The organism is Coraliomargarita parva, from assembly GCF_027257905.1.
Lineage (GTDB): Bacteria > Verrucomicrobiota > Verrucomicrobiia > Opitutales > Coraliomargaritaceae > Coraliomargarita_A > Coraliomargarita_A parva.
Genome location: NZ_JAPZEI010000006.1, coordinates 130814 through 149571 on the forward strand (window position 1 = coordinate 130814; position 18758 = coordinate 149571).

At 56.8% G+C, this 18758-nt stretch carries 16 protein-coding genes; 12 read left to right on the forward strand and 4 right to left on the reverse strand.

Translation table 11 applies throughout. From position 1 onward, the window contains the following. Nucleotides 1–16 precede the first annotated feature (16 nt). Nucleotides 17–748 carry a DUF2334 domain-containing protein gene (locus O2597_RS10455; protein ID WP_269524597.1) on the forward strand — a complete coding sequence of 244 codons (732 nt, stop codon included), beginning with the start codon at nt 17–19 and terminating at the stop codon, nt 746–748. Here the strand turns inward: O2597_RS10455 and O2597_RS10460 are convergent. From O2597_RS10460 to O2597_RS10470, 3 genes are all read right to left on the reverse strand, one after another. Continuing rightward, nucleotides 745–1533 carry a hypothetical protein gene (locus tag O2597_RS10460; RefSeq protein ID WP_269524599.1) on the reverse strand — a complete coding sequence of 263 codons (789 nt, stop codon included), beginning with the start codon at nt 1531–1533 and terminating at the stop codon, nt 745–747. The genes O2597_RS10455 and O2597_RS10460 overlap by 4 nt on opposite strands. Before the next feature lie 536 nt (nt 1534–2069). Beyond that, on the reverse strand, nt 2070–2822 hold the full coding sequence (locus O2597_RS10465; protein WP_269524601.1) for a sialate O-acetylesterase: 753 nt from the start codon (nt 2820–2822) through the stop codon (nt 2070–2072). 254 nt (nt 2823–3076) lie between these two features. After that, a complete protein-coding gene (locus tag O2597_RS10470; RefSeq protein ID WP_269524604.1) occupies nt 3077–4321 on the reverse strand; it encodes an LL-diaminopimelate aminotransferase in 1245 nt (414 codons plus the stop codon). Nucleotides 4322–4439: 118 nt separating this feature from the next. Here O2597_RS10470 and panC point away from each other — a divergent pair, with 118 nt between their 5' ends. From panC to nth, 7 genes are all read left to right on the forward strand, one after another. Then, on the forward strand, nt 4440–5282 hold the full coding sequence (gene panC, locus O2597_RS10475; protein WP_269524606.1) for a pantoate--beta-alanine ligase: 843 nt from the start codon (nt 4440–4442) through the stop codon (nt 5280–5282). 12 nt (nt 5283–5294) lie between these two features. Continuing rightward, a complete protein-coding gene (gene nadB / locus O2597_RS10480; protein ID WP_269524607.1) occupies nt 5295–6914 on the forward strand; it encodes an L-aspartate oxidase in 1620 nt (539 codons plus the stop codon). An 86-nt stretch (nt 6915–7000) separates the two neighbouring features. After that, nucleotides 7001–7951 carry a 2-dehydropantoate 2-reductase gene (locus O2597_RS10485; protein WP_269524608.1) on the forward strand — a complete coding sequence of 317 codons (951 nt, stop codon included), beginning with the start codon at nt 7001–7003 and terminating at the stop codon, nt 7949–7951. 27 nt (nt 7952–7978) lie between these two features. Further along, nucleotides 7979–8488, forward strand: a complete 510-nt coding sequence (locus tag O2597_RS10490) for a hypothetical protein (protein ID WP_269524610.1) — start codon at nt 7979–7981, stop codon at nt 8486–8488. 67 nt (nt 8489–8555) lie between these two features. After that, nucleotides 8556–9218: an energy transducer TonB gene (locus O2597_RS10495; RefSeq protein ID WP_269524611.1), complete on the forward strand. Its 663-nt coding sequence runs from the start codon at nt 8556–8558 to the stop codon at nt 9216–9218. Nucleotides 9219–9299: 81 nt separating this feature from the next. Continuing rightward, entirely contained in the window at nt 9300–9566 is a 267-nt protein-coding gene (locus O2597_RS10500) for a TM2 domain-containing protein (protein ID WP_269524613.1), read from the forward strand. 90 nt (nt 9567–9656) lie between these two features. After that, nucleotides 9657–10310, forward strand: coding sequence for an endonuclease III (gene nth / locus O2597_RS10505; RefSeq protein ID WP_269524614.1), 654 nt, complete (start codon nt 9657–9659; stop codon nt 10308–10310). Nucleotides 10311–10337: 27 nt separating this feature from the next. Here nth and O2597_RS10510 read toward each other — a convergent pair whose 3' ends face one another. Further along, nucleotides 10338–10700, reverse strand: a complete 363-nt coding sequence (locus O2597_RS10510; protein WP_269524616.1) for a hypothetical protein — start codon at nt 10698–10700, stop codon at nt 10338–10340. A 218-nt stretch (nt 10701–10918) separates the two neighbouring features. Between O2597_RS10510 and clpB the strand changes: the two genes are divergently transcribed. The 4 genes from clpB to O2597_RS10530 all read left to right on the forward strand — a co-directional run bounded on the left by clpB (nt 10919) and on the right by O2597_RS10530 (nt 18757). After that, nucleotides 10919–13534 carry an ATP-dependent chaperone ClpB gene (clpB, locus tag O2597_RS10515; protein WP_269524617.1) on the forward strand — a complete coding sequence of 872 codons (2616 nt, stop codon included), beginning with the start codon at nt 10919–10921 and terminating at the stop codon, nt 13532–13534. Between the two features lie 108 nt (nt 13535–13642). Continuing rightward, complete coding sequence (locus tag O2597_RS10520) at nt 13643–15634, forward strand: hypothetical protein (RefSeq protein ID WP_269524618.1); 1992 nt, start codon at nt 13643–13645, stop codon at nt 15632–15634. Between the two features lie 4 nt (nt 15635–15638). Then, entirely contained in the window at nt 15639–17609 is a 1971-nt protein-coding gene (locus O2597_RS10525; RefSeq protein ID WP_269524620.1) for a hypothetical protein, read from the forward strand. Between the two features lie 107 nt (nt 17610–17716). Further along, nucleotides 17717–18757: a DUF975 family protein gene (locus tag O2597_RS10530; RefSeq protein WP_269524622.1), complete on the forward strand. Its 1041-nt coding sequence runs from the start codon at nt 17717–17719 to the stop codon at nt 18755–18757. The last annotated feature ends 1 nt before the right edge of the window (nt 18758 follow it).

An 18758-nucleotide genomic window follows, 5' to 3' on the forward strand; every position in this document is an offset into this window, starting at 1 on the left:
CGTTTCCGTACTTCCGATGCTCAGTTCTGCAAATGCAATGGAGGCCGAAGGTCCCTTGGTTGTGATCAAGGCGGATGATTTGATCTGTCGTGACGATCCTTCGACCGCCGGCTTTGGCTCCGGTTGGAATCGCTTTGTGGAAATTGCCGATGAGGCTGGGATCAAGGTCTCGGTCGGGATTATCTGTAACTCCTTAAGCAAAGGCACGCCGGAGTATTTCGCCCGCATTCGTGCCTTGCATGATTCCGGCCAGGTCGAGTTCTGGAACCATGGCTACACGCATGGGCGTAACAAGGAAACCGGAGTGTCCGAATTCAAGGGACCTGATTTTGAGACACAGCTTGATACGCTGATCCGTTCGCAAGCCTTGGCGAAGGAAAAGCTGGGCTTTGCCTTTCAAAGTTTTGGCTCACCCTACAATGCGAATGACGCAAACACGGTGCGGGCCCTCCGAGAATTGCCTGAGATTACCAGCTGGATGTACGGTTCTAAGAATGCCGATTTGCTGCCGGGGCAGGTGAACCTGAAGCGCTCGCTGAACATGGAGCAGCCGGTGCATCACCCCAACTTCGAGGCGTTCAAGCGGGATTTCCTGAAGCAGCCGGATCAGGCTTACTACGTACTGCAGGGGCATCCCGGAGGTTGGGATGAGGCACGCTTCGAACAGTTTCAGCAAATTGTCGCTTTCCTGCAGGAGCAGGGAGCCGTCTTTGTGACGCCTTCCGAGTTACGGGAACGCTTGCTTTAATTCTCGCCCAGGCGTCGGCGCTGCAGTCCGATCCATACCATGGCCAGGCAGCCTGCGATCAGCGCGAAGGTGGATGGTTCGGGGACAATGCTGATACTGACCGCCTGAATGGCAGTGTGGGCGCTGCCTCCGGAGATCAAGGAAGCGAGTTCAAATGAGATATTCAAGACATCGCTCGTACTGTCCGGATTATAGGCGATAGAGAAATAATCGGTGTCTTTGATTGTGTCATGTGCGATCCCTGCTTGGGTAACGGTTGAAGTCCCGTTGATATCCGCATTGAATTCCCCGGTTCCCCGAAAGCTGGTGGTGAAAACACTGATCTCATAATACAGCCCTCCGCTGAGTGCTGCCAGATCCGTTATATTGAAAGTTACGCCGAGACCCGTCGTGTTGAGTGTGCCATTGAACGCACCAATTGCCAGGCCGTCGCTGGGGGCGGCTATGTTACTTGCTTCATCCGATTGCGTCCATGTGAACGTGTCGGTGTAATTATTGATGCTGGTGGTCCCTCGTACTGTGGTGCCGCCAAAGGGGGTGATATGACTCATAATGCCGATGCCCGTAGCTGAACCCGTGTTTTTTGAAGCGGTCGGCGCCAGATCGCTCACGGTGGAGCTGCTAAAGATGTCCCAGAGCGCCCAGTTCGTCGTGCCGGTTGCAGTTAGGTCTACCTCCGAAATGGCTGTTCCAGTGCTTGTAATATTGAGCAAGCTCGCTCCGAAGGTCATGGATGCCGGTAAGGCGCAGGCCGCCAGCAGGGGCAGCAAAAATGATTTTCTCATGGCTAATGAGGTGGGGTTGATGATTTCGGGCGCTAGGCCTGGTTATTAGGGTAGCTTGGATCCTGTATTAATTTCGAACCACTTCGAACCTAATTTTAGTTAACCTATTAAATTAGGTCTTGGTCGCTTGTTTATGATGCTAAATAAAAAAGCACGCCCCTCTGGAGCGTGCTTGAAAGCAGGAAGTTACCGTTGCTTCTTTAGAAACTGAATTCGTACTTGGCCCGGCGTTGGGCGATCTCCTTCTCTTTTTAGACGCCCTTGGCGGCGAAGGTGAGAGAGAAGCGGACGAAGCTGCCGCAGACGTGAATGGCACTACTTTAAGCTTCTTATCGTAGTGGCGACTTCAGTCGCCATCGAGCCGAGGTGGCTTAGGATGCTGAATATGGCAGCTAAAGCAGCCACTACGAGCGACGCTTTGTTGCAATAGGAACCCTTCAATTTGTCCTTAAAGTAGTGCCATTCGCCGCAGACGTCCCGGGACAGGGTTCCGAAGCCAGCGTCTTTAGCTTTTCAGGTAAGAGATCTTAAATCTTTTACTTGGTCGCTTGCAGCTCCAGCATCTTTTCGGCGTAGCGTTCGCCGAGTGTGAGGGCGCTGTCATGGTTGAAGTGCCACTGGTCCATGATGACCAGACCCTCGTTGGAGACGACTGCAGTGTGTGCCACGCGTTCGGGGAGTTGTACAATGACTCGGTTGACGGGGTAATCCTTCGTGTCGTTGATCATGCCGGCAACGAAGGGTAGCTCGGGGGCATCCAGGTCTTTCCGGAGGTCCGCGATTAGTTGTTCGATCTTTTGGAGGTATTTTTCGTCCGAGGCATCGGATTCGCCCTGATGCCAAAGGATGCCTTTGAGGGTGCCCGATTGCATGGCGATTTTCGTGCGGCGGATGGCTTCGTCGTAAAAGGTATCCCCCTTTGTCCACTGCTGGATGCTCGTGCCGCCTTTGGCATTGACGATGAGCCCGATGGCTAGGTCCGGCTTGGCCTCACGCATCGCTAAGGAAAAGCCATAGCCGGGGCCCATCTTTTGCATGCCGACTTCTTTGCGAATCGTCGAGTAGAGGTTCAATGGATTTGCCGCCGGCTGCCATTCGTCGCTGCCATTTAGCAAGTAGACGCCTTCCATGGGCTGGCTTTCGGCTTTCGTATAGGGCGCCCGGCCCGCCATGTTGGATTGCCCAATGAGGAGGTAGAGGTCCAGCTTGCCGGAAGGGGCATCGGCTTGGAGCCAATGGGAGGCAAGGGGGAGAAGGGCGCAGAGAAAGAGGCAGAGTTTGTTTTTCATAATTTCGGAAGAACGACTAGGCTTTGTTGTACTTTGCCTGGGAACAAGATTTTTCCGGCAAAATATGAGCCGTTCCAGATCATTCGTGATACTTCCAGAGTCGTTCGAGGCTTGGGCGGGATTCATTCGTATCGTGATTGCTCATGAAATAAAAAAGCACGCCCCGGATGAGGCGTGCTTGATGAAAGGCTGTTGTGGCGCTTGCGAGCGCCTGCTGAGTGAAGAGCGTCCGACGAGCGGACACGCCTACAAGCTTAGAAGCTGAACTCGTATTTTTTGAGGCGCTGGGCGATTTCGGCGGCGATCTCCTTCTCCTTCTCGACGCCCTTGGCGGCGAAGGTGACGGAGAAGCGGACGAAGCTGCCGCAGTCGTCCCAAGGCACTGTGCTGATGAGCTCGTTGGTAATGAGCCACTGGCTGAAGTCTTCACCGGTCTTGAACTCGGTGGTTTCGCCGTTGACGGTGGCGGATTTCGGCGCGGCGACATAGAGGAAGAAGCTGCCCTTCGGCTTCTTTGCAGAGAAGCCGTTGCTGTTGAGGGCGTCGACCAGAAGGTCCATACGACGGGAGTACTTAGCGGCGATCTCCTCGGTGATCTGCGGGTTGGCCAGGGCGACGGCCCCTGCTTTCTGGATGGCGAGGAATTGGCCGGAGTCGGAGTTATCCTTCATGTCGGCATAGGCCTGCACGATGAGCGGGTTGCCCACGACGAAACCGATCCGCCAGCCGGTCATATTGTAGCTCTTGGAGAGGGAGTGCAGCTCGATGGCGACTTCCTTCGCGCCCGGCACTTGGAAGATCGAGGTCGGGGTGCCTTCGAAAATGAGGGAAGCGTAGGCGGCGTCCTGCAGGATGATCAGGTTGTTAGCCTTGGCGAAAGCGACGGCCTTTTCGAAGAACTCAAGGGTCGCGGAGGCGCCGGTCGGGTTGTTCGGGTAGTTCAGCACCATGATTTTGGCCTTGGTGACCACATCGGCCGGGACCGCATCGAGATCGGGGAGGAAGTCGTTCTCCTCTTTCAGGGGCATGTTGTACACCTGGCCGCCGTAGTATTTGGCGTGGGTGCCGAGCACCGGATAGCCGGGCACGGTCATGAGCACGTAGTCGCCCGGATTGATGAAGCAGGCCGGGATCATGGACAGAGCGGTTTTGGAACCGATGGAGTGGACCACGTCGGTTTCCCAGTCGATGTCTTTCACGCCGAAGACGTCGGTCATATACTGGGCGGCGGCTTGCTTGAATTCGTCGCCGCCATTGTCGGCATAGCCGCGGTTTTCGGGCTTGGCGGCCTCGGACTGGAGGGTTTCGACCACGATGGGGAAGGCCATTTCGTCAGGCTCGCCGACGCCCATGTCGATCAGGTCGACGTCCGGCTTGGCCTTTTTGGCCGCTTTCTTGGCCCGCTTGATCTTCTCGAACTTATAGATCGCGGTGGACTTGCCGTATTGGTTGCCGCCGATGCGCTCGGCGAAGAGTTCCTGGATGTAGGGATCGCTCATAATGGAATGTCTGGTGTCTGATGGCTTATCGCTAATGGCTGTGTCTGGACCCAGCCGTGGTAATGTTTATGGTTGTGGTGTAAGATGTTGGGCGTTAAAGCTGAAACCTTTATTGCTTATGCAGACAATTCAATCGGTCAACGAAATGCAGTCTCATGCGATCGGTCTCCGCTCCAGCGGGCGCCTGATCGGTTTGGTTCCGACCATGGGTAACCTACACGAGGGGCATCTATCGTTGGTCGATATTGCCAAGGAAAGGGCAGACAAAGTCATCGTTTCGATATTTGTCAACCCCACCCAGTTCGGTCCCAACGAGGATTTCGACAAGTATCCCCGCACCCTGGAGGCGGATATGGAGAAGTGTCGAGCGCGCGGAGTAGACATCGTTTTTGCGCCGTCGATGAGCGAAATCTATCCTCCGGGCTATTCCACCTATGTGAATGAGGAGAAATTAAGTGCCGGTCTGTGCGGGGTGTCCCGCCCCAACCATTTCCGCGGAGTGACCACGGTGGTGCTCAAGCTTTTCAACATCACACGGCCGGATATTGCGGTTTTCGGGCAGAAGGACGCGCAGCAATGTGCGGTGATCAAGAAGATGGTGGCGGACATGAACGTGCCCACCGAGATCGTCATCGGGCCGACGGCGCGCGATGCCGACGGGCTGGCCACCAGTTCCCGCAATGCCTACCTCACGGATTTTCAGCGTCAGGACGCCTTGACCATTCCCCGGGCCTTGCAGGAAGGGAAGCGCCTGGTCGACCAGGGGGTCCGTCAGGTGGACCGTGTGGTTGCGGAAATTACCCATCAACTGAGCCTGTCGCGCCGGATCCGGATGATTTATGTGCAGATCGTGGACCGTGATACGATGGAACCGGCCCGGGAAATCATTCCAGGCCGCCAGATCGTGTGTCTTGCGGCCTGGGTCGATCAAACACGCTTGATAGATAACATACTCCTCTAACCCTACATTGGAATGTCCAACATCTATGATGTGATTGTCGTTGGCAGCGGCATCGCAGGTTTGAGTTTTGCGATCCAGGTGGCCGAAGCCGGCAAGCGGGTCGCTATCATCACGAAGAAGAACTCGGCGGATTCGAATACGAATTATGCCCAGGGAGGGATTGCGGCTGTGACCTCACAGACGGATGATGTCGAGATGCATGTGGCGGACACCCTCGATGCGGGCGATGGCTTGTGCGACGAGGCCGCGGTGCGCGAAATTCTTCAGGATGGGCGTGCCAGCATCGAAGAGCTGGCCCGGCGCGGGGTGGAATTTACCCAGCTGAATGATGGGCGGGTCTCACTCGGCAAAGAGGGGGGGCATTCCAAGCGCCGGATCCTGCACGTCAAGGATGTGACCGGAAAGGCGATTGAGGAAGCGCTCCTGCATGCGGTGGCTATGAACCCCAATATCGACACGCTGGAGCATCATTTTGCGATCGAACTGATTACCAAGTCGAAATTGAGCAAGCGTGGGCACGCCATGCCGGAAGGCCGGGACCGCGTGATCGGCGTCTATGTGCTCGATTCCGAGGCGGAAGAGGTCAAGACCTACCGGGCCGATGCGGTGATGCTGGCGACGGGGGGGATCGGCCAGGTCTATCAATATACGACGAATCCGGAGATTGCGACGGGGGATGGAATCGCCATGGCCTACCGGGCTGGCGTCGAAATCCGTAATATGGAATTCATCCAGTTCCACCCCACGGCGTTCTTTTCGGTTGATGGCGAGCGCTTTCTGATCAGCGAAGCGGTTCGGGGGGAGGGCGCGATTCTCCGGAATCAGGCCGGTGAGGCCTTCATGCCGAAATACGATCCGCGAAAGGACCTCGCTCCCCGGGACATCGTGGCCCGTGCGATCGACTCGGAAATGAAGAAGTCCGGTACGCGTCATGTGTGGCTGGATATCCGGCATGTTCCGGTAGATGAGTTGCGCGAGCGCTTCCCGAATATCTACGACTATTGTGCGGATCGAGGCATTTTCCTGGAGAAGGATATGATTCCCGTAGTGCCCGCCGCCCACTATCTCTGCGGTGGGGTCAAGACCAACCTGAGTGGCGAGACTTCCATGCCGGGGCTCTATGCCTGTGGTGAGGTGGCCTGTACCGGGCTGCACGGCGCAAACCGCCTGGCCAGTAATTCGCTCTTGGAAGCGGTGGTGATGGCGAGCCGTGGCGCGACTGCGGTCGCGGACTATCTGTCGACCCGGAACCTAAGTGTGATTGATCTGCCTGATTGGGTGGATGGCGATGTGCGGGATTCGGACGAGCGGGTGGTGCTGACTCACAACCGGGACGAACTCAAGCAGACGCTTTGGGACTATGTCAGTATCGTTCGCACGACCAAGCGCTTGCAACGGGCCCGTACTCGAATTCATAATCTGCAGCGCGAGATCGACGAGTATTACTGGAACTTCAAGGTGGATGTCAGTCTGCTTGAGCTGCGCAATATGATCGAAGTCGCGGGACTCATTGTGAATTGCGCCCTGCAGCGCGAGGAAAGCCGGGGCTTGCATTACATCTTGGATTTCCCTGAGAAACAACCCGAGCTCAAGGACAGTTTCTGCTTCAAAGCCGACACGATGGACGGCTGAGGATGCGTCCTCCGCTCAAGTTTGCCCCGGGGAAAGCGCATACGGAATGGACTTCCGGGTGTGGTCCGGTTTGTTAGGCTTCTGATATGGTGCAGAATCAAAAAAAGTGGGCGCTGGTCGGGCCCGGCGCGATTGGGCTTTATTATGGCGGCTTGCTGGCGAAGAGTGGGCAGTCGCTGTCAGTCTTGGGGCGTTCGGACTACGGTGTCCTGTCTGAGCAGGGTATCCGGATCCGTATGATCGACCCGAACGGGGGGACTCTGAACTCGGAGGATGTGATTGTCCCGGCTCAGGTCGCGCGAGACTCCCGTGAGATCGGCTCGGTCGACTCTGTCGTGATTGCGGCCAAGTCGACCTACAATGAGACGATGGTGGATGATTTACGTCCCTTGATTGAGCCGGGACGCACGGTCGTGCTCACCCTGCAGAATGGGATGGGGAACGCCGAATATTTCGCCCGTTTTTTTTCAGAGACGCCAATGCTGGCGGGGCTCTGCTTTGTCTGTGTGAACCGCACGGCGCCGGGGGTGGTTGAGAATTACCTGCCTGGTCGGGTGGAAATCGGTTCGATGGGCGACCGTTGGCCTGAACAGGCCGAGGCCATGGTGGCCGACTTCAAGGCGGCCGGGATCAAGACGAATTTTTCGCCCGCGCTGGACGCCGCCCTCTGGCGCAAACTGTGTTGGAATGTCCCGTTCAATGGTCTGGCAATCGCCGCCGGGGGGATCACTACCGATTTGATCCTGTCCAATCCTGAATTGTCGAAGCGTGCCCGTGTTCTGATGGAGGAAATCCAGGCCGCCGCCGGTCGTGCCGGTTGCGAGATCGCCGACAGCTTCCTGCAGGGGCAATTTGATGTGACCGAGCGGATGGGGGCGTATAAGCCGTCGTCCCTGATCGACTTTTTGGATGGTCGCGCGGTCGAACTTGAATCGATCTGGGGCGAGCCCTTGCGTCGCGGGGAGGCATTGGGGCTTGCCATGCCCGAGTTGGCCCGCCTCTACGGTGACTTGCGCTCCGTGATTAAGACTTCCTAATTGCCGGAAAAGCTGCTAACTCTTTCTTTGAGCGCAAGCCCTGCCATGCCGGAACCACTGATCGATTCGATACTGAACTTGCTGACCTCCGTGATCGGCTATGCCGCCGGTTCCAATGCCTTCTATGTCGTGTTCGGTGTTGCCCTGTTCTGTGCCTGGGTCATCGCACGGCTGTCTTCCTCTGTGTTGGGGAGCAAGCGCGGACTGGTTGCATCGTTTTTCGCGCTCTGTCTGCCCCTTGCTTTGGCCTTGCTTGCCTACGCCGCGGTTGAGGTCTATGCCCTGCCGAAGCTGGAGCAGTCCTGGGCGCCGCTGTATTTGCCCTGGGCAGCTTTCGCGCTGGCCTTTCTCTTGACCGGCCTGCTTTTGAGTCGCCGGATCTGGGGGCTGGGTACGGTACTGACTTTTTGTGTCCTGATCTTTGCGGCCCTAGCCTCATTAGGAGGCTATTATGGCAGCAGCCTGCTCACTGACTTGCTGGGGACTGGAACTGGCCGTATCGAAGAGCGGAACGCCCAGATCCAGGATCCGATCTAGTCCCGTTCCCGCGCCTGTCGCTCCGGCTTTGACACCGCCGGCAAAGATGGGAAACTAGCGGGTTTTTATGACGCGTCTGTATCAATCGCCGAAACGTAGCAGTAATGGCTGGGGAGCGACCCTAATGGGAATTCTTGCCGCCGGACTGCTCTTTCTTTTGATACCGATGACGCAAATGTTCACGCGGAACGAGCGCACGGTCAATGCGATCGAGGAAAGCAACCTGAGCGCACCCCCGCCTCCGCCGCCTCCATCCGAGTCGCCTCCGCCGCCTCCTCGGGCGGAAGAGACGCCCCCGCCGGAGCTGAAGCTTGAGCCGCCCCTGCCGAACTTGGAGCAGTTGGAACTGAGCCTCAATCCCGGTATCGGTGGCGAGATCACGATCGGTGTCGGCCTGGATCTGGACCTGAAAACGGAGAGTGCCGAACAAATGATGGAGATTTTCGGCTTTGATGAGCTCGACGAAGTCCCGCATCTGACCCGGGGGCTTCGTATCAACTATCCGCCGCAACTGCAGCGTAGCGGTATTTCCGGATACGTTCAGCTGTTGGTCCTGATCGATGAGTCCGGACGTGTTGAAGTGGACAAGGTTCTCAGTTATTCGCATGCCCAATTTATCGAGGCGGCCAAACGGGGTGTTGAATCGGCACGGTTCTCGGTGCCCACCCGTCAGGGGCAAGCGGTGCGGGCCAGCTACTCATGGAAGATCGAATTCAATATCGAACGTTAGCCGAGACTCGAATTTTCTGGGAATTTCAGGGCAAATGCTGAATTCTTCAAAGCTCCACCATCAACAACTAACTTAGATATTATGTCAGAAAAACCCGCAGGTGCAGAAAAGAAAATCGTAGCCGGCATCCTTGGTATCATCCTTGGAGGTCTTGGCATCCACAAATTCATTCTCGGTTATACCAAGGAGGGAATCATCATGCTATTGGTGTGTATTCTTGGTTCGATCGTGGTTGTTGGCCCCATGGTTATGGGTATCATCGGCCTTATTGAAGGCATCCTCTACCTGACGAAGTCGGACGAGGATTTCGTTGCCACCTACATTAACGGTAAGAAGGGCTGGTTCTAAACCTGAGCTTCGATCGCTTTCAAAAAGCCGCCTGCAAAGGCGGCTTTTTTCATAGCCTCACCCCAAGGATTGAGTCCAAACTGCTGACCTATGACCAAGTCCGAGCGAGCTGCCTATGTGAACCGACGACTGGATGAATTGTATCCGGATCCGCCGATCCCTCTCGACCACAAGGATGCCTATACCTTGCTGGTTGCGGTCCTGCTTTCCGCTCAATGCACTGATGTCCGCGTGAACCAGATTACTCCTTTGCTCTTTGCCCGGGCGGATACGCCGCAGGATATGGTCAAGATTTCGGAAGATGAGATCCGAGAGATCATCCGTCCCTGCGGGCTCTCGCCGATGAAGGCGAAGGGCATAGCGGGCTTATCCCGAATCCTGCTGGAAAAATATGAAGGGCAAGTTCCGGCCGATATGGTCGCGCTTGAGGCCTTGCCGGGAGTCGGGCACAAGACCGCCTCCGTTGTCATGGCCCAGGCCTTCGGCGTCCCTTCCTTCCCTGTGGATACGCATATCCACAGGTTGGCCCAGCGGTGGGGACTCAGCTCGGGGAAAAACGTCGCGCAAACGGAGAAGGACCTGAAACGACTCTTCCCGGAAGAGCGCTGGAATGCGCTGCATCTGCAGATTATTTACTACGGTCGCGAGCATTGTACCGCCCGGGGGTGCGACGGTACCGTCTGTGAAATCTGCAGGACGCTCTACCCCGACCGGAAGCGGGCGAAGAAAACACTGAAAGCCTGATCTGTTCCCCTGGATGTAGCAGTGTTCCTACTCTTCGGAACCTAAGCTGAAGTCGCTGGACTCATTGCCGAGCCCGAAGCTTTGGGTGCTGCGCGGAGCTTGCTTCGTGTCTGCGGGGTCCTCTGAAAAATCGAAGGCGGAATTCGGAGTGCCGAAGCTGCTCCCGAAATCTATGACGAACTCGGATTGCTTCTTTTCGGCTGTCGGCGATGCCGCCGGTGCCTCGGATGCCGGTGTTTTGGGCTGCGTCAGGTGGATGCAGCCAGCCAGTTCGCTGCCCTTGCTTTCGGCGCGCAAATCGAAGACGAAATAGCTGCCCTGTTCAAATGCCGAGAGTTGAGAGAGTCCGAATAGAGACAGGAGTGGAAGGCTGAAGATCGCGAAACGCACGCCTGACTTAATGGAGATTCTCCGGATGGTGTCGAGAAGCGAACGTAGGTTTAGTGATATGTGCCATAATTGCACAGCGGGTGGGCAAGTTGTCTCTATTATGTCTAATTCGATCCGTTTGACTCTTTTATGTAGATTTTGTAAGTTGTTGGTTGGTAGTGGGTCTTTGCCGGATTCTAACTCGGCTTCCTTGGAACGCGAAATGCAAGGGGATAAGCATGAATATTGATTTTAACAGTTACACCGAGAAGTCTGCCTTTGCCGTTCAGGAGGCGCAGAACCTGGCACGCCAGTATGGCCAACAGGAAATCGACAGCTGGCACCTCTTGCTTGCCTTGGTGCAGCAGGAGGGGGGCATTGTGCCGGGTCTTTTGGAGCGGATGCAAATTACGCCTTCTGCGGTTGAATTGGCGTTGAAACGGCAGATCGACGCGCTGCCTAAAGCCAGTGGAAGTGTGAATGCCAGCCAGGTTTATGTGTCTTCATCCCTGCAAACTGCTTTGGGGGCCGCCGAAAAGGCCAAGACCAAGTTGAAGGACGATTATGTCAGCACCGAACACCTCTTCCTGGGATTGGTTTCCGGTGCCAGCGGCAAGCTGTCTGAATTCCTCAAGCAGTTCGGCATTGATGAAAATAAAGTGCAGGACGTCTTGAACTCGGCACGCGGCAACCAGAAAGTGACCAGTCGTAATCCGGAGGCGACTTTCGAAGCGCTTGAAAAATACGGGATCGATTTGGTGGAACAGGCCCGGAAGGGCAAGATGGATCCGGTGATCGGTCGCGATTCCGAGATCCGTCGTGTGATTCGTATCCTTTCGCGCAAGACGAAGAACAATCCGGTGTTGATCGGTGAACCGGGGGTCGGGAAGACCGCAATCGTGGAAGGCCTGGCCCAGCGGATCGTGCGTGGGGATGTGCCGGAAGGATTGAAGGACAAGACCATCTTCGCACTCGACATGGGTTCCCTGGTGGCCGGGGCGAAGTACCGCGGTGAGTTTGAGGAGCGCCTCAAGGCCGTGCTGGCTGAAGTGAAGTCCAGTGACGGACGCATTCTGCTCTTTATCGACGAGTTGCATACCATCGTCGGTGCCGGTAAGACCGAAGGCGCAATGGATGCCGGCAACATGCTCAAGCCGATGCTGGCCCGCGGCGAGTTGCACTGTGTGGGGGCCACGACCCTGGACGAGTACCGCAAGCATATCGAGAAGGATGCCGCCCTGGAGCGTCGTTTCCAGACAGTCTTGGTTGATCAGCCCAATGTGGAAGATACCATTTCCATCCTGCGTGGGCTGCGGGAGCGCTTCGAACTTCACCATGGTGTCCGCATTCAGGACAACGCTCTGGTGCAGGCGGCAGTGCTGTCGCACCGCTACATCAGTGAGCGCTTCCTCCCGGATAAGGCCATCGACCTGGTCGACGAAGCCTGCGCCATGATCCGAACCGAAATGGACAGTATGCCGCAAGAGCTGGACGAACTGACCCGGCGTGCGCTGCAGCTTGAGATCGAAGAAGCCGCCCTGAAAAATGAGAAGGACGAGGCCTCGAAGGAACGTCTCAAAGCATTGTCCAAGGAATTGGCTGATATTCGTGAGAAGGAAGGCGGCCTCCGGGCTCAATGGGAGTCGGAGAAAGGCGCGATCGACCGGATTCGTCAGGTTCGTGAAGAGCTCGATGCGACGCGCATCGAGATGGAGAAGGCCGAGCGCCAATACGATTTGAACAAGGTGGCGCAGCTTCGTCACGGCAAGATGCCCGAGCTGGAAGCGCAATTGAAGCAGCTTGAAGACGCGGAAGCGCGTGAGGGCGCCCTCTTGAAGGAGGAAGTTTCGCAGGAGGAAATCGCGGAAATCGTTTCAAAGTGGACTGGTGTGCCGGTGACGCGTCTGGTTGAAGGCGAAAAGGAAAAGCTTTTGCGTCTGGAAGATGTCCTGCACAACAGGGTGGTCGGCCAAGATGAGGCAGTGACCCTTGTCTCCGAAGCTATCCTGCGTGCCCGTGCAGGCATCAAGGACCCGCGCCGGCCCATCGGTTCATTTCTCTTCCTCGGACCGACCGGGGTGGGGAAGACCGAGTTGGCCCGGACCCTGGCTGAAACGCTCTTTGATACGGAGGACAACATCGTGCGCATCGACATGTCCGAGTACATGGAGAAGCATGCGGTTGCACGGCTGATCGGGGCGCCTCCGGGCTATATCGGGTATGATGAAGGTGGCCAGTTGACTGAAGCGGTTCGCAGAAAGCCGTATAGTGTGGTCTTGTTCGACGAGGTCGAAAAGGCGCACCCGGATGTCTTCAATGTCCTGCTGCAAGTCATGGATGATGGCCGTATCACGGATGCCCAGGGGCATACTGTCGATTTCAAGAACACGGTCATTATCATGACTTCGAATGTCGGCAGCCGCTTCCTTATCGACGGCGTGTCCGGCTCTCAGATTCCGGAGCACGTCCGCGAGTCGGTCATGGCCGAGCTGCGCCAGGGGTTCCGTCCCGAGTTCCTCAACCGGATCGACGATATCATCCTGTTCAAGCCGCTCACGCTCGACGAGATCACCAGGATTGTGGACCTGTTGTTGGCGAGCCTGAACCAGCGTCTGGAAGAGCGCCGTATCAAGATCGAGCTCGATGCCGATGCCCGCGCCTGGGTGGCCGAGCGCGGTTATGATCCCGTTTACGGTGCACGGCCGCTCAAGCGCTTCCTGCAAAAGCAGATCGAGACCCGTCTTGCCCGGGCCCTGCTCAGCGGCGAGGTGGGCGAGCACAGTACGGTGGTCTTTCATGTGGATGACCATGGCCTGACCATGGATACGGTCGAAACGGTCGAGGTGGTTGAGTAAGTGTGACCATTCCGGTTGAGGGATTGCTGTCGCGTTCGCTTCAACGAGTTGCCAGGACTAACGAAGGGCTGCTTGCCTTTGTGCTGGGTGCGCCTATAGCCTGCGGCTATGAAATGGCTACCCCTCTTCCTTATGCTGCTGCTTGGGATTGCAGCCGGCTATTTGCTTTTTCGTGGGGCTGGCGCACCGGGGACAAAACCTGAGACTTCGCCGCAGCCGGTTTCGTCATCGAATCTGGTGGGGGAGAAGCATTCCGAGAGCGGGGCTGGTGTTTTGGACAAGGTCCATCGTGATGCCGTCATCATTACTGCGGATTGGCTGGATTCGCTCGGAGAGCAAAGTCCATTGGACCGGATGGCTGCGTTTTGCCACTTGCTATCGGGGGTGCGGTTGGAAAGTTACCCGGCGCTCATGCACAGTCTAAGGCAGGGCCGAAAACCGCTGAATTATGAGTTTATCGCTCTTCTGGAGAAGCAGTGGGCCTTGCTGGATCCGGAAGGCTTGTTTGCCTATGCCGATACCGCTGAGAAGCGGGAGCAGGCATCAATCCGGAGCCGGGCTCTGCAGGCTCTGGCGGAACAGGATCTTCACGCGGCTTGGGAACGGGCACTCCAGTTGGATGACATGGGGGAGCGCTGGTTTGGTTTGACCGCGGTTATGCAGGCATCGATGCAGGAGCGGCCGGCGGAAGTTTTTGACTTACTGCAGGAGCTGGAAGGGCTACGGCGACAAGACACATGGTTGATGCAACGACTGTTTCAGGAATACGCGCAAAAGGATCTGCAAGCCGCGTGTCAGCATGCGGTCGCTCTCCCGTTTGGAAAGGACAAGCAAGAGGCGCTTGCAGGGATTATCTCGACATGGGGGGGCAAGGATCCGCTGGCGGCATTGGCTTGGTTGAATTCGCTTCCGCAGGACAGCGCAGTGTACCAGGCCCGTATGCAGTTGGCGGGGCAGGTGGGCCAGTTGGATTTCGAGCGTGTGGTAACAGCTGTTGAATCGGATGCGGATCCCGAACTGCGTCGCATCTTATTGTCGAACTTTAATGTCGCCGGCCACTGTAAGAACAAGACATTTGACGAGATCCTCGGTGTGTATGACTGGTATACTCAGCATGCGACGCTGTCGGATCGGCATAACAGGGATGAAGCTTTTGTCCGAGCCATGGCTGGGGCAGATCTGGAGCGGGCTAAGGGGTATGTCGCGCAGATGTCCGATGGAAGCCCTCGTCTGAGCGCTTGCCGCGCGATGACTGCTTGGCTTGCGCAGGATGATCCTGTGGCGGGTGTTGAATATGCGCTGTCGCTTGAAGGGGAAGTCGAGCAAAGGCGAGCCTTGGGGGCGGTTAATTCTCGATTGATGAACTTGGGGGCAGAAGCTGTTGCTCAGGTTATTGCCGATTCGAAGAGCCTGGTTCTCGAAAGGCAGATGGCTGGGCAAGTGATGTCGACATGGTCGGCCTACAACCGAGATGCGGCGATGGCCTGGATGGCGGGACTTTCGGACCCGGACGCTATTCGTAATGCACGGTTCGCATTGCTGCGGAACTGGATAAGCGACGATGCCGATGAAGCGTTTGTTTACATCAACAGTTTACCTGAGGCGGCGCGGAACGAAGCTTTTAGCGTTACCATTCGCAACACCTCCAACCGGGACCCTTTACGGGCGATTGAGTTGCTGGAGCGTGCTTCGATTCAAGACTGGGGGACAATGTCGCAACTCTATCGATCGGTGACTGATAATTATGCAACTTATAGTCCGATGGAGGCTTCCCGGTGGATTGACGCGATGGAGCCCGGAAGGCTGCGTGATACCGCGGCGGAGTCACTTGTGAACGTGATCCGTGAGCAGGATCCGGACTCTGCCTTTATCTGGGGGGTGTCCCTTGGGGATGCGACTGCCAGGCGCCTCAGTCTATTGAAGACGATTCGGAAATGGGCCGAGAAAGATAGTGATGCGGCTCTGCAGGCGATCAAAGACGCCCGCATGGACGCGGAAGAGAAGAAACCGCTGTTCGAGCTCATTGAGGAATTGAGAAATTCCGGAAGCACGATTTCGGCGCAAGAACGCTTGCCAGGTCCCTATCGGATTTTAGGTTAGAATTATGAAATGGTTGCCCCCGATTTTCGCCCTGCTTGCCGGTCTGCTTGGAGGATATTTTCTGTCTGGCACGCGCGTTCCGGAATCCCAAGCAAGCACGGCTGCATCCCTTACATCGACGCAGTCGGGTGTTACATCCGAAACCGTCACGGCCATGGGAGCTGAGGGCGAGCCCGGGGAAAAGCTTGAGCTGACAAAGGCCGAGACGAAGGCGGTGGCGGAATACGGGGTTACGGAGGAATGGTTGAAGTCACTGGAGTCGATGAACCAGCTCGATCAACTGAGTGCGCTTTTGCCGCGCTTGAAGGCGGCGCGGCCAGAGGACTTTGCCACCTTGATGGAAGCCTTGGATAAATATGCCGGCAGCATGAAGTGGATGACCCGTAATATCCTGATCTCGCGTTGGGCTGCTAGCGATCCCGCTGGTATGATGGCCTATATTGAGTCCCAGCCGGTGAATGAACAATACCGCCTGAGGAATTCGTTTTTCTCCGCATGGGCTCGGGAGGAGCCGGAGGCGGCCTTTGCGAAGGCAAAGCGCCTGCAGGACCGGCGGGAAAAACAGAGCGCGATCCAGGGGATCGTCAATGCGATTTCAGGGGAGCAGCCATATCGTGCGATTGAGATGTTGAAGGAGCTGGAAGGTACAGGCTACCAGACCGAGTGGACTTACCGGAATATCTTCCGCAACTGGGCGCAGCGTGAGCCGGAGGCTGCCCGGCAGGCAGCCTTGGGACTGGACGACGGGCCCGCTAAAGTCCGGGCCTTGTCCGGGGCGATGGACGAGTGGATGCATCGTGATCCGATGGCGGCTTTGAGTTGGCTGGATTCCCTGCCGATGGACGGCACGGTCTATAACTCGCGCCGTGAGGTCTTCCAGAACCTCTTGAACCAGGATTTTGATACGGCCAAGGAGTACATCGAAAGAGAGACGGATCCGCTGGCCCGGCGTAATGTTTTGTCCAACCTGCACTTCGGCAATTTTGCATGGAGAATGGATTTCGATGAGATGAAGTCTGTTTTTGATTGGGTGGGGACTGTGGCGACAGGCTCACTTTACGACCAGAAAGTGGGGGATTTTGTGCGTAGCCTGTCGGACAAGGATCCGCAAAAAGCGATCGAATTTGCCCTGCAGTTGCCGCCGGGGAACGGGCGCATGAACGCGATCGGTAATTTGGGGAGCCATCTGGCGCAGAGGAATCCGGAGGCGGCCCTGCAGTTTGTCGCGGGCTTGGATTTCGAAGATGAGAAGCGTCGTGCGCTGCAGAGTATGGGCTGGCAAATTGCGCGTTACGGCGTCGAGGCGGCGAGCCGGTTCGTCGCGGCAAGCGAAGACCCGATGGTGCGTGAGCAGTTGGTGGGCAATATCAGCCGGGAATGGTCCAAATACAACCGCGAAGCTGCGTTGGATTGGGCTGAGTCGCTGGAGGACGAGGGGGATCGGTCCCTTGCGCTGCGACCTGTGTTCGATAACTGGATACAGTCGGATCCTCAGGCTGCGATGGCTTACCTGAAAACCTCGGTGCCGGAGGGGAAGCATCTGGAATATTTGCAGAATGCTTTTGGGCAATGGACCCGGGAGGACCCGGAGGCGGCGATTGAGTGGCTGGACCGGTTGCCGGAAACAGTCGAAGGCGGAGGGGTGGAGAATATTTACAGTCAGGTGGCGAATTACTATGTGCAGCACGACCCCATGGCGGCCTCCGAGTGGATCTCCACAATGGATGAGGGGCCGGTGCGTGACCGCTCGGTGGAGACCCTGGTACGGAATATCTCCCGGTCGGACCCTGAAGCCGGCTTTATCTGGGCAGCTACGATTACGGATGTCGATAAGCGGAAACGTAGTTTGGACCAAAGTATCCGGGAGTGGGTGAAGACGGATCCCGACGCGGCCTACGATGCGGTTGAGGAGGCCCGGATTCCCGCGGAGGAAAAAGCCACGCTTTTCGGCATGATCGAACGTCATCAATCATAGTTGTCCCTGCCGAGGTGATGTCATGGATTTTTCACTTTTAGATCGTCACCACCGAACGGTTTGTTAGGACAGTCGGTAGATTTGAACCCAAACCCAGGCAAATAGACATGGAGTGGTATTACGAGCGAAATGGTGAGCAGAACGGGCCTGTCAGCGAGGCCGAGCTAAAGGGGCTTTTGGCCACCTCAATGATCAAGGAGCAAAACTTGATTTGGCGTGAAGGCATGCAGGACTGGGCCAGTTTCGGCAGCATTTTCGGAGCCGGAGAAGCCGAAGCGCCGGCCAAATTGGGACTGGCGACCGCGGCCTGCCCGACCTGTGGCTCGCAGGTCCGCGCCAACGAGTTGATTCCCGCGGGCGACAGCCAGATCTGTCCGAATTGCCGCGACGAATACGCGCAGGGGCTGCGTGAGGGCTTGAGCCGTCCGGTGGTGGGCGGCCGCATCCGGGGGACCGGGGGCATGACGCCGAATTCCGAATTGCGGGGCCAGGCTCGGGACGCGCTTTCCGGCAACTGGGGCAATGCGGTGCTGGTGGTCTTTATTTACGGGGTCATTCAGCAGGCATGTGGGATGATTCCGTTGGCCGGGATGTTGCTGCAGTGGTTGCTGACGGGGCCGATGATGCTGGGGATGGTGGCATTTTTCATGGGGCTGAACCGTGCGGAGAGCGCCGAAGTCGGAACCCTGTTCAGTGGCTTTTCTCGTTTCTTTGCGGGCTTCGGAATTTATTTCGTGACCTCGATCCTGATGTCTTTGGCGGGCTTGTTGGCTGCCGCGCCGGGTATTGTCCTGGTCGTGATGGCCTACACCGGCGGTGCGCCGATACCGGAGGAGGATCCTATGTTTGTGGCCGGCCTTTTTGTTGCCTTGATTCCCGGCGCGATTGTCTGGACCTACATGTTCCTGCGTTATGGTGTGGTCTACTACATCGCCAATGATGAGCCGGAGCTCGGTGTCCTAGGGGCAATCAAGCGCAGTACGGAAGTGATGAAGGGGCGGAAGGCGAAACTCTTCGGTCTCTATTTGAGCTTCATTGGTTGGATGTTTCTCGGAATGTTGGCCTTCCTGATCGGGATGCTCTGGTCGACCGCGTACATGTCGGCGGCCATCGCGGCATTCTATGACGACTTAAGCGAGGACGCATAAA

What these genes read in the sequence shown, in the direction of transcription:
- O2597_RS10455 (WP_269524597.1), top strand. Translation starts at nt 17, where the DNA reads ATGCTCAGTTCTGCAAATGCAATGGAGGCCGAAGGTCCCTTGGTTGTG.
- O2597_RS10460 (WP_269524599.1), bottom strand. Translation starts at nt 1,533, where the DNA reads ATGAGAAAATCATTTTTGCTGCCCCTGCTGGCGGCCTGCGCCTTACCG.
- O2597_RS10465 (WP_269524601.1), bottom strand. Translation starts at nt 2,822, where the DNA reads ATGAAAAACAAACTCTGCCTCTTTCTCTGCGCCCTTCTCCCCCTTGCC.
- O2597_RS10470 (WP_269524604.1), bottom strand. Translation starts at nt 4,321, where the DNA reads ATGAGCGATCCCTACATCCAGGAACTCTTCGCCGAGCGCATCGGCGGC.
- panC (WP_269524606.1), top strand. Translation starts at nt 4,440, where the DNA reads ATGCAGACAATTCAATCGGTCAACGAAATGCAGTCTCATGCGATCGGT.
- nadB (WP_269524607.1), top strand. Translation starts at nt 5,295, where the DNA reads ATGTCCAACATCTATGATGTGATTGTCGTTGGCAGCGGCATCGCAGGT.
- O2597_RS10485 (WP_269524608.1), top strand. Translation starts at nt 7,001, where the DNA reads ATGGTGCAGAATCAAAAAAAGTGGGCGCTGGTCGGGCCCGGCGCGATT.
- O2597_RS10495 (WP_269524611.1), top strand. Translation starts at nt 8,556, where the DNA reads ATGACGCGTCTGTATCAATCGCCGAAACGTAGCAGTAATGGCTGGGGA.
- O2597_RS10500 (WP_269524613.1), top strand. Translation starts at nt 9,300, where the DNA reads ATGTCAGAAAAACCCGCAGGTGCAGAAAAGAAAATCGTAGCCGGCATC.
- nth (WP_269524614.1), top strand. Translation starts at nt 9,657, where the DNA reads ATGACCAAGTCCGAGCGAGCTGCCTATGTGAACCGACGACTGGATGAA.
- clpB (WP_269524617.1), top strand. Translation starts at nt 10,919, where the DNA reads ATGAATATTGATTTTAACAGTTACACCGAGAAGTCTGCCTTTGCCGTT.
- O2597_RS10520 (WP_269524618.1), top strand. Translation starts at nt 13,643, where the DNA reads ATGAAATGGCTACCCCTCTTCCTTATGCTGCTGCTTGGGATTGCAGCC.
- O2597_RS10525 (WP_269524620.1), top strand. Translation starts at nt 15,639, where the DNA reads ATGAAATGGTTGCCCCCGATTTTCGCCCTGCTTGCCGGTCTGCTTGGA.
- O2597_RS10530 (WP_269524622.1), top strand. Translation starts at nt 17,717, where the DNA reads ATGGAGTGGTATTACGAGCGAAATGGTGAGCAGAACGGGCCTGTCAGC.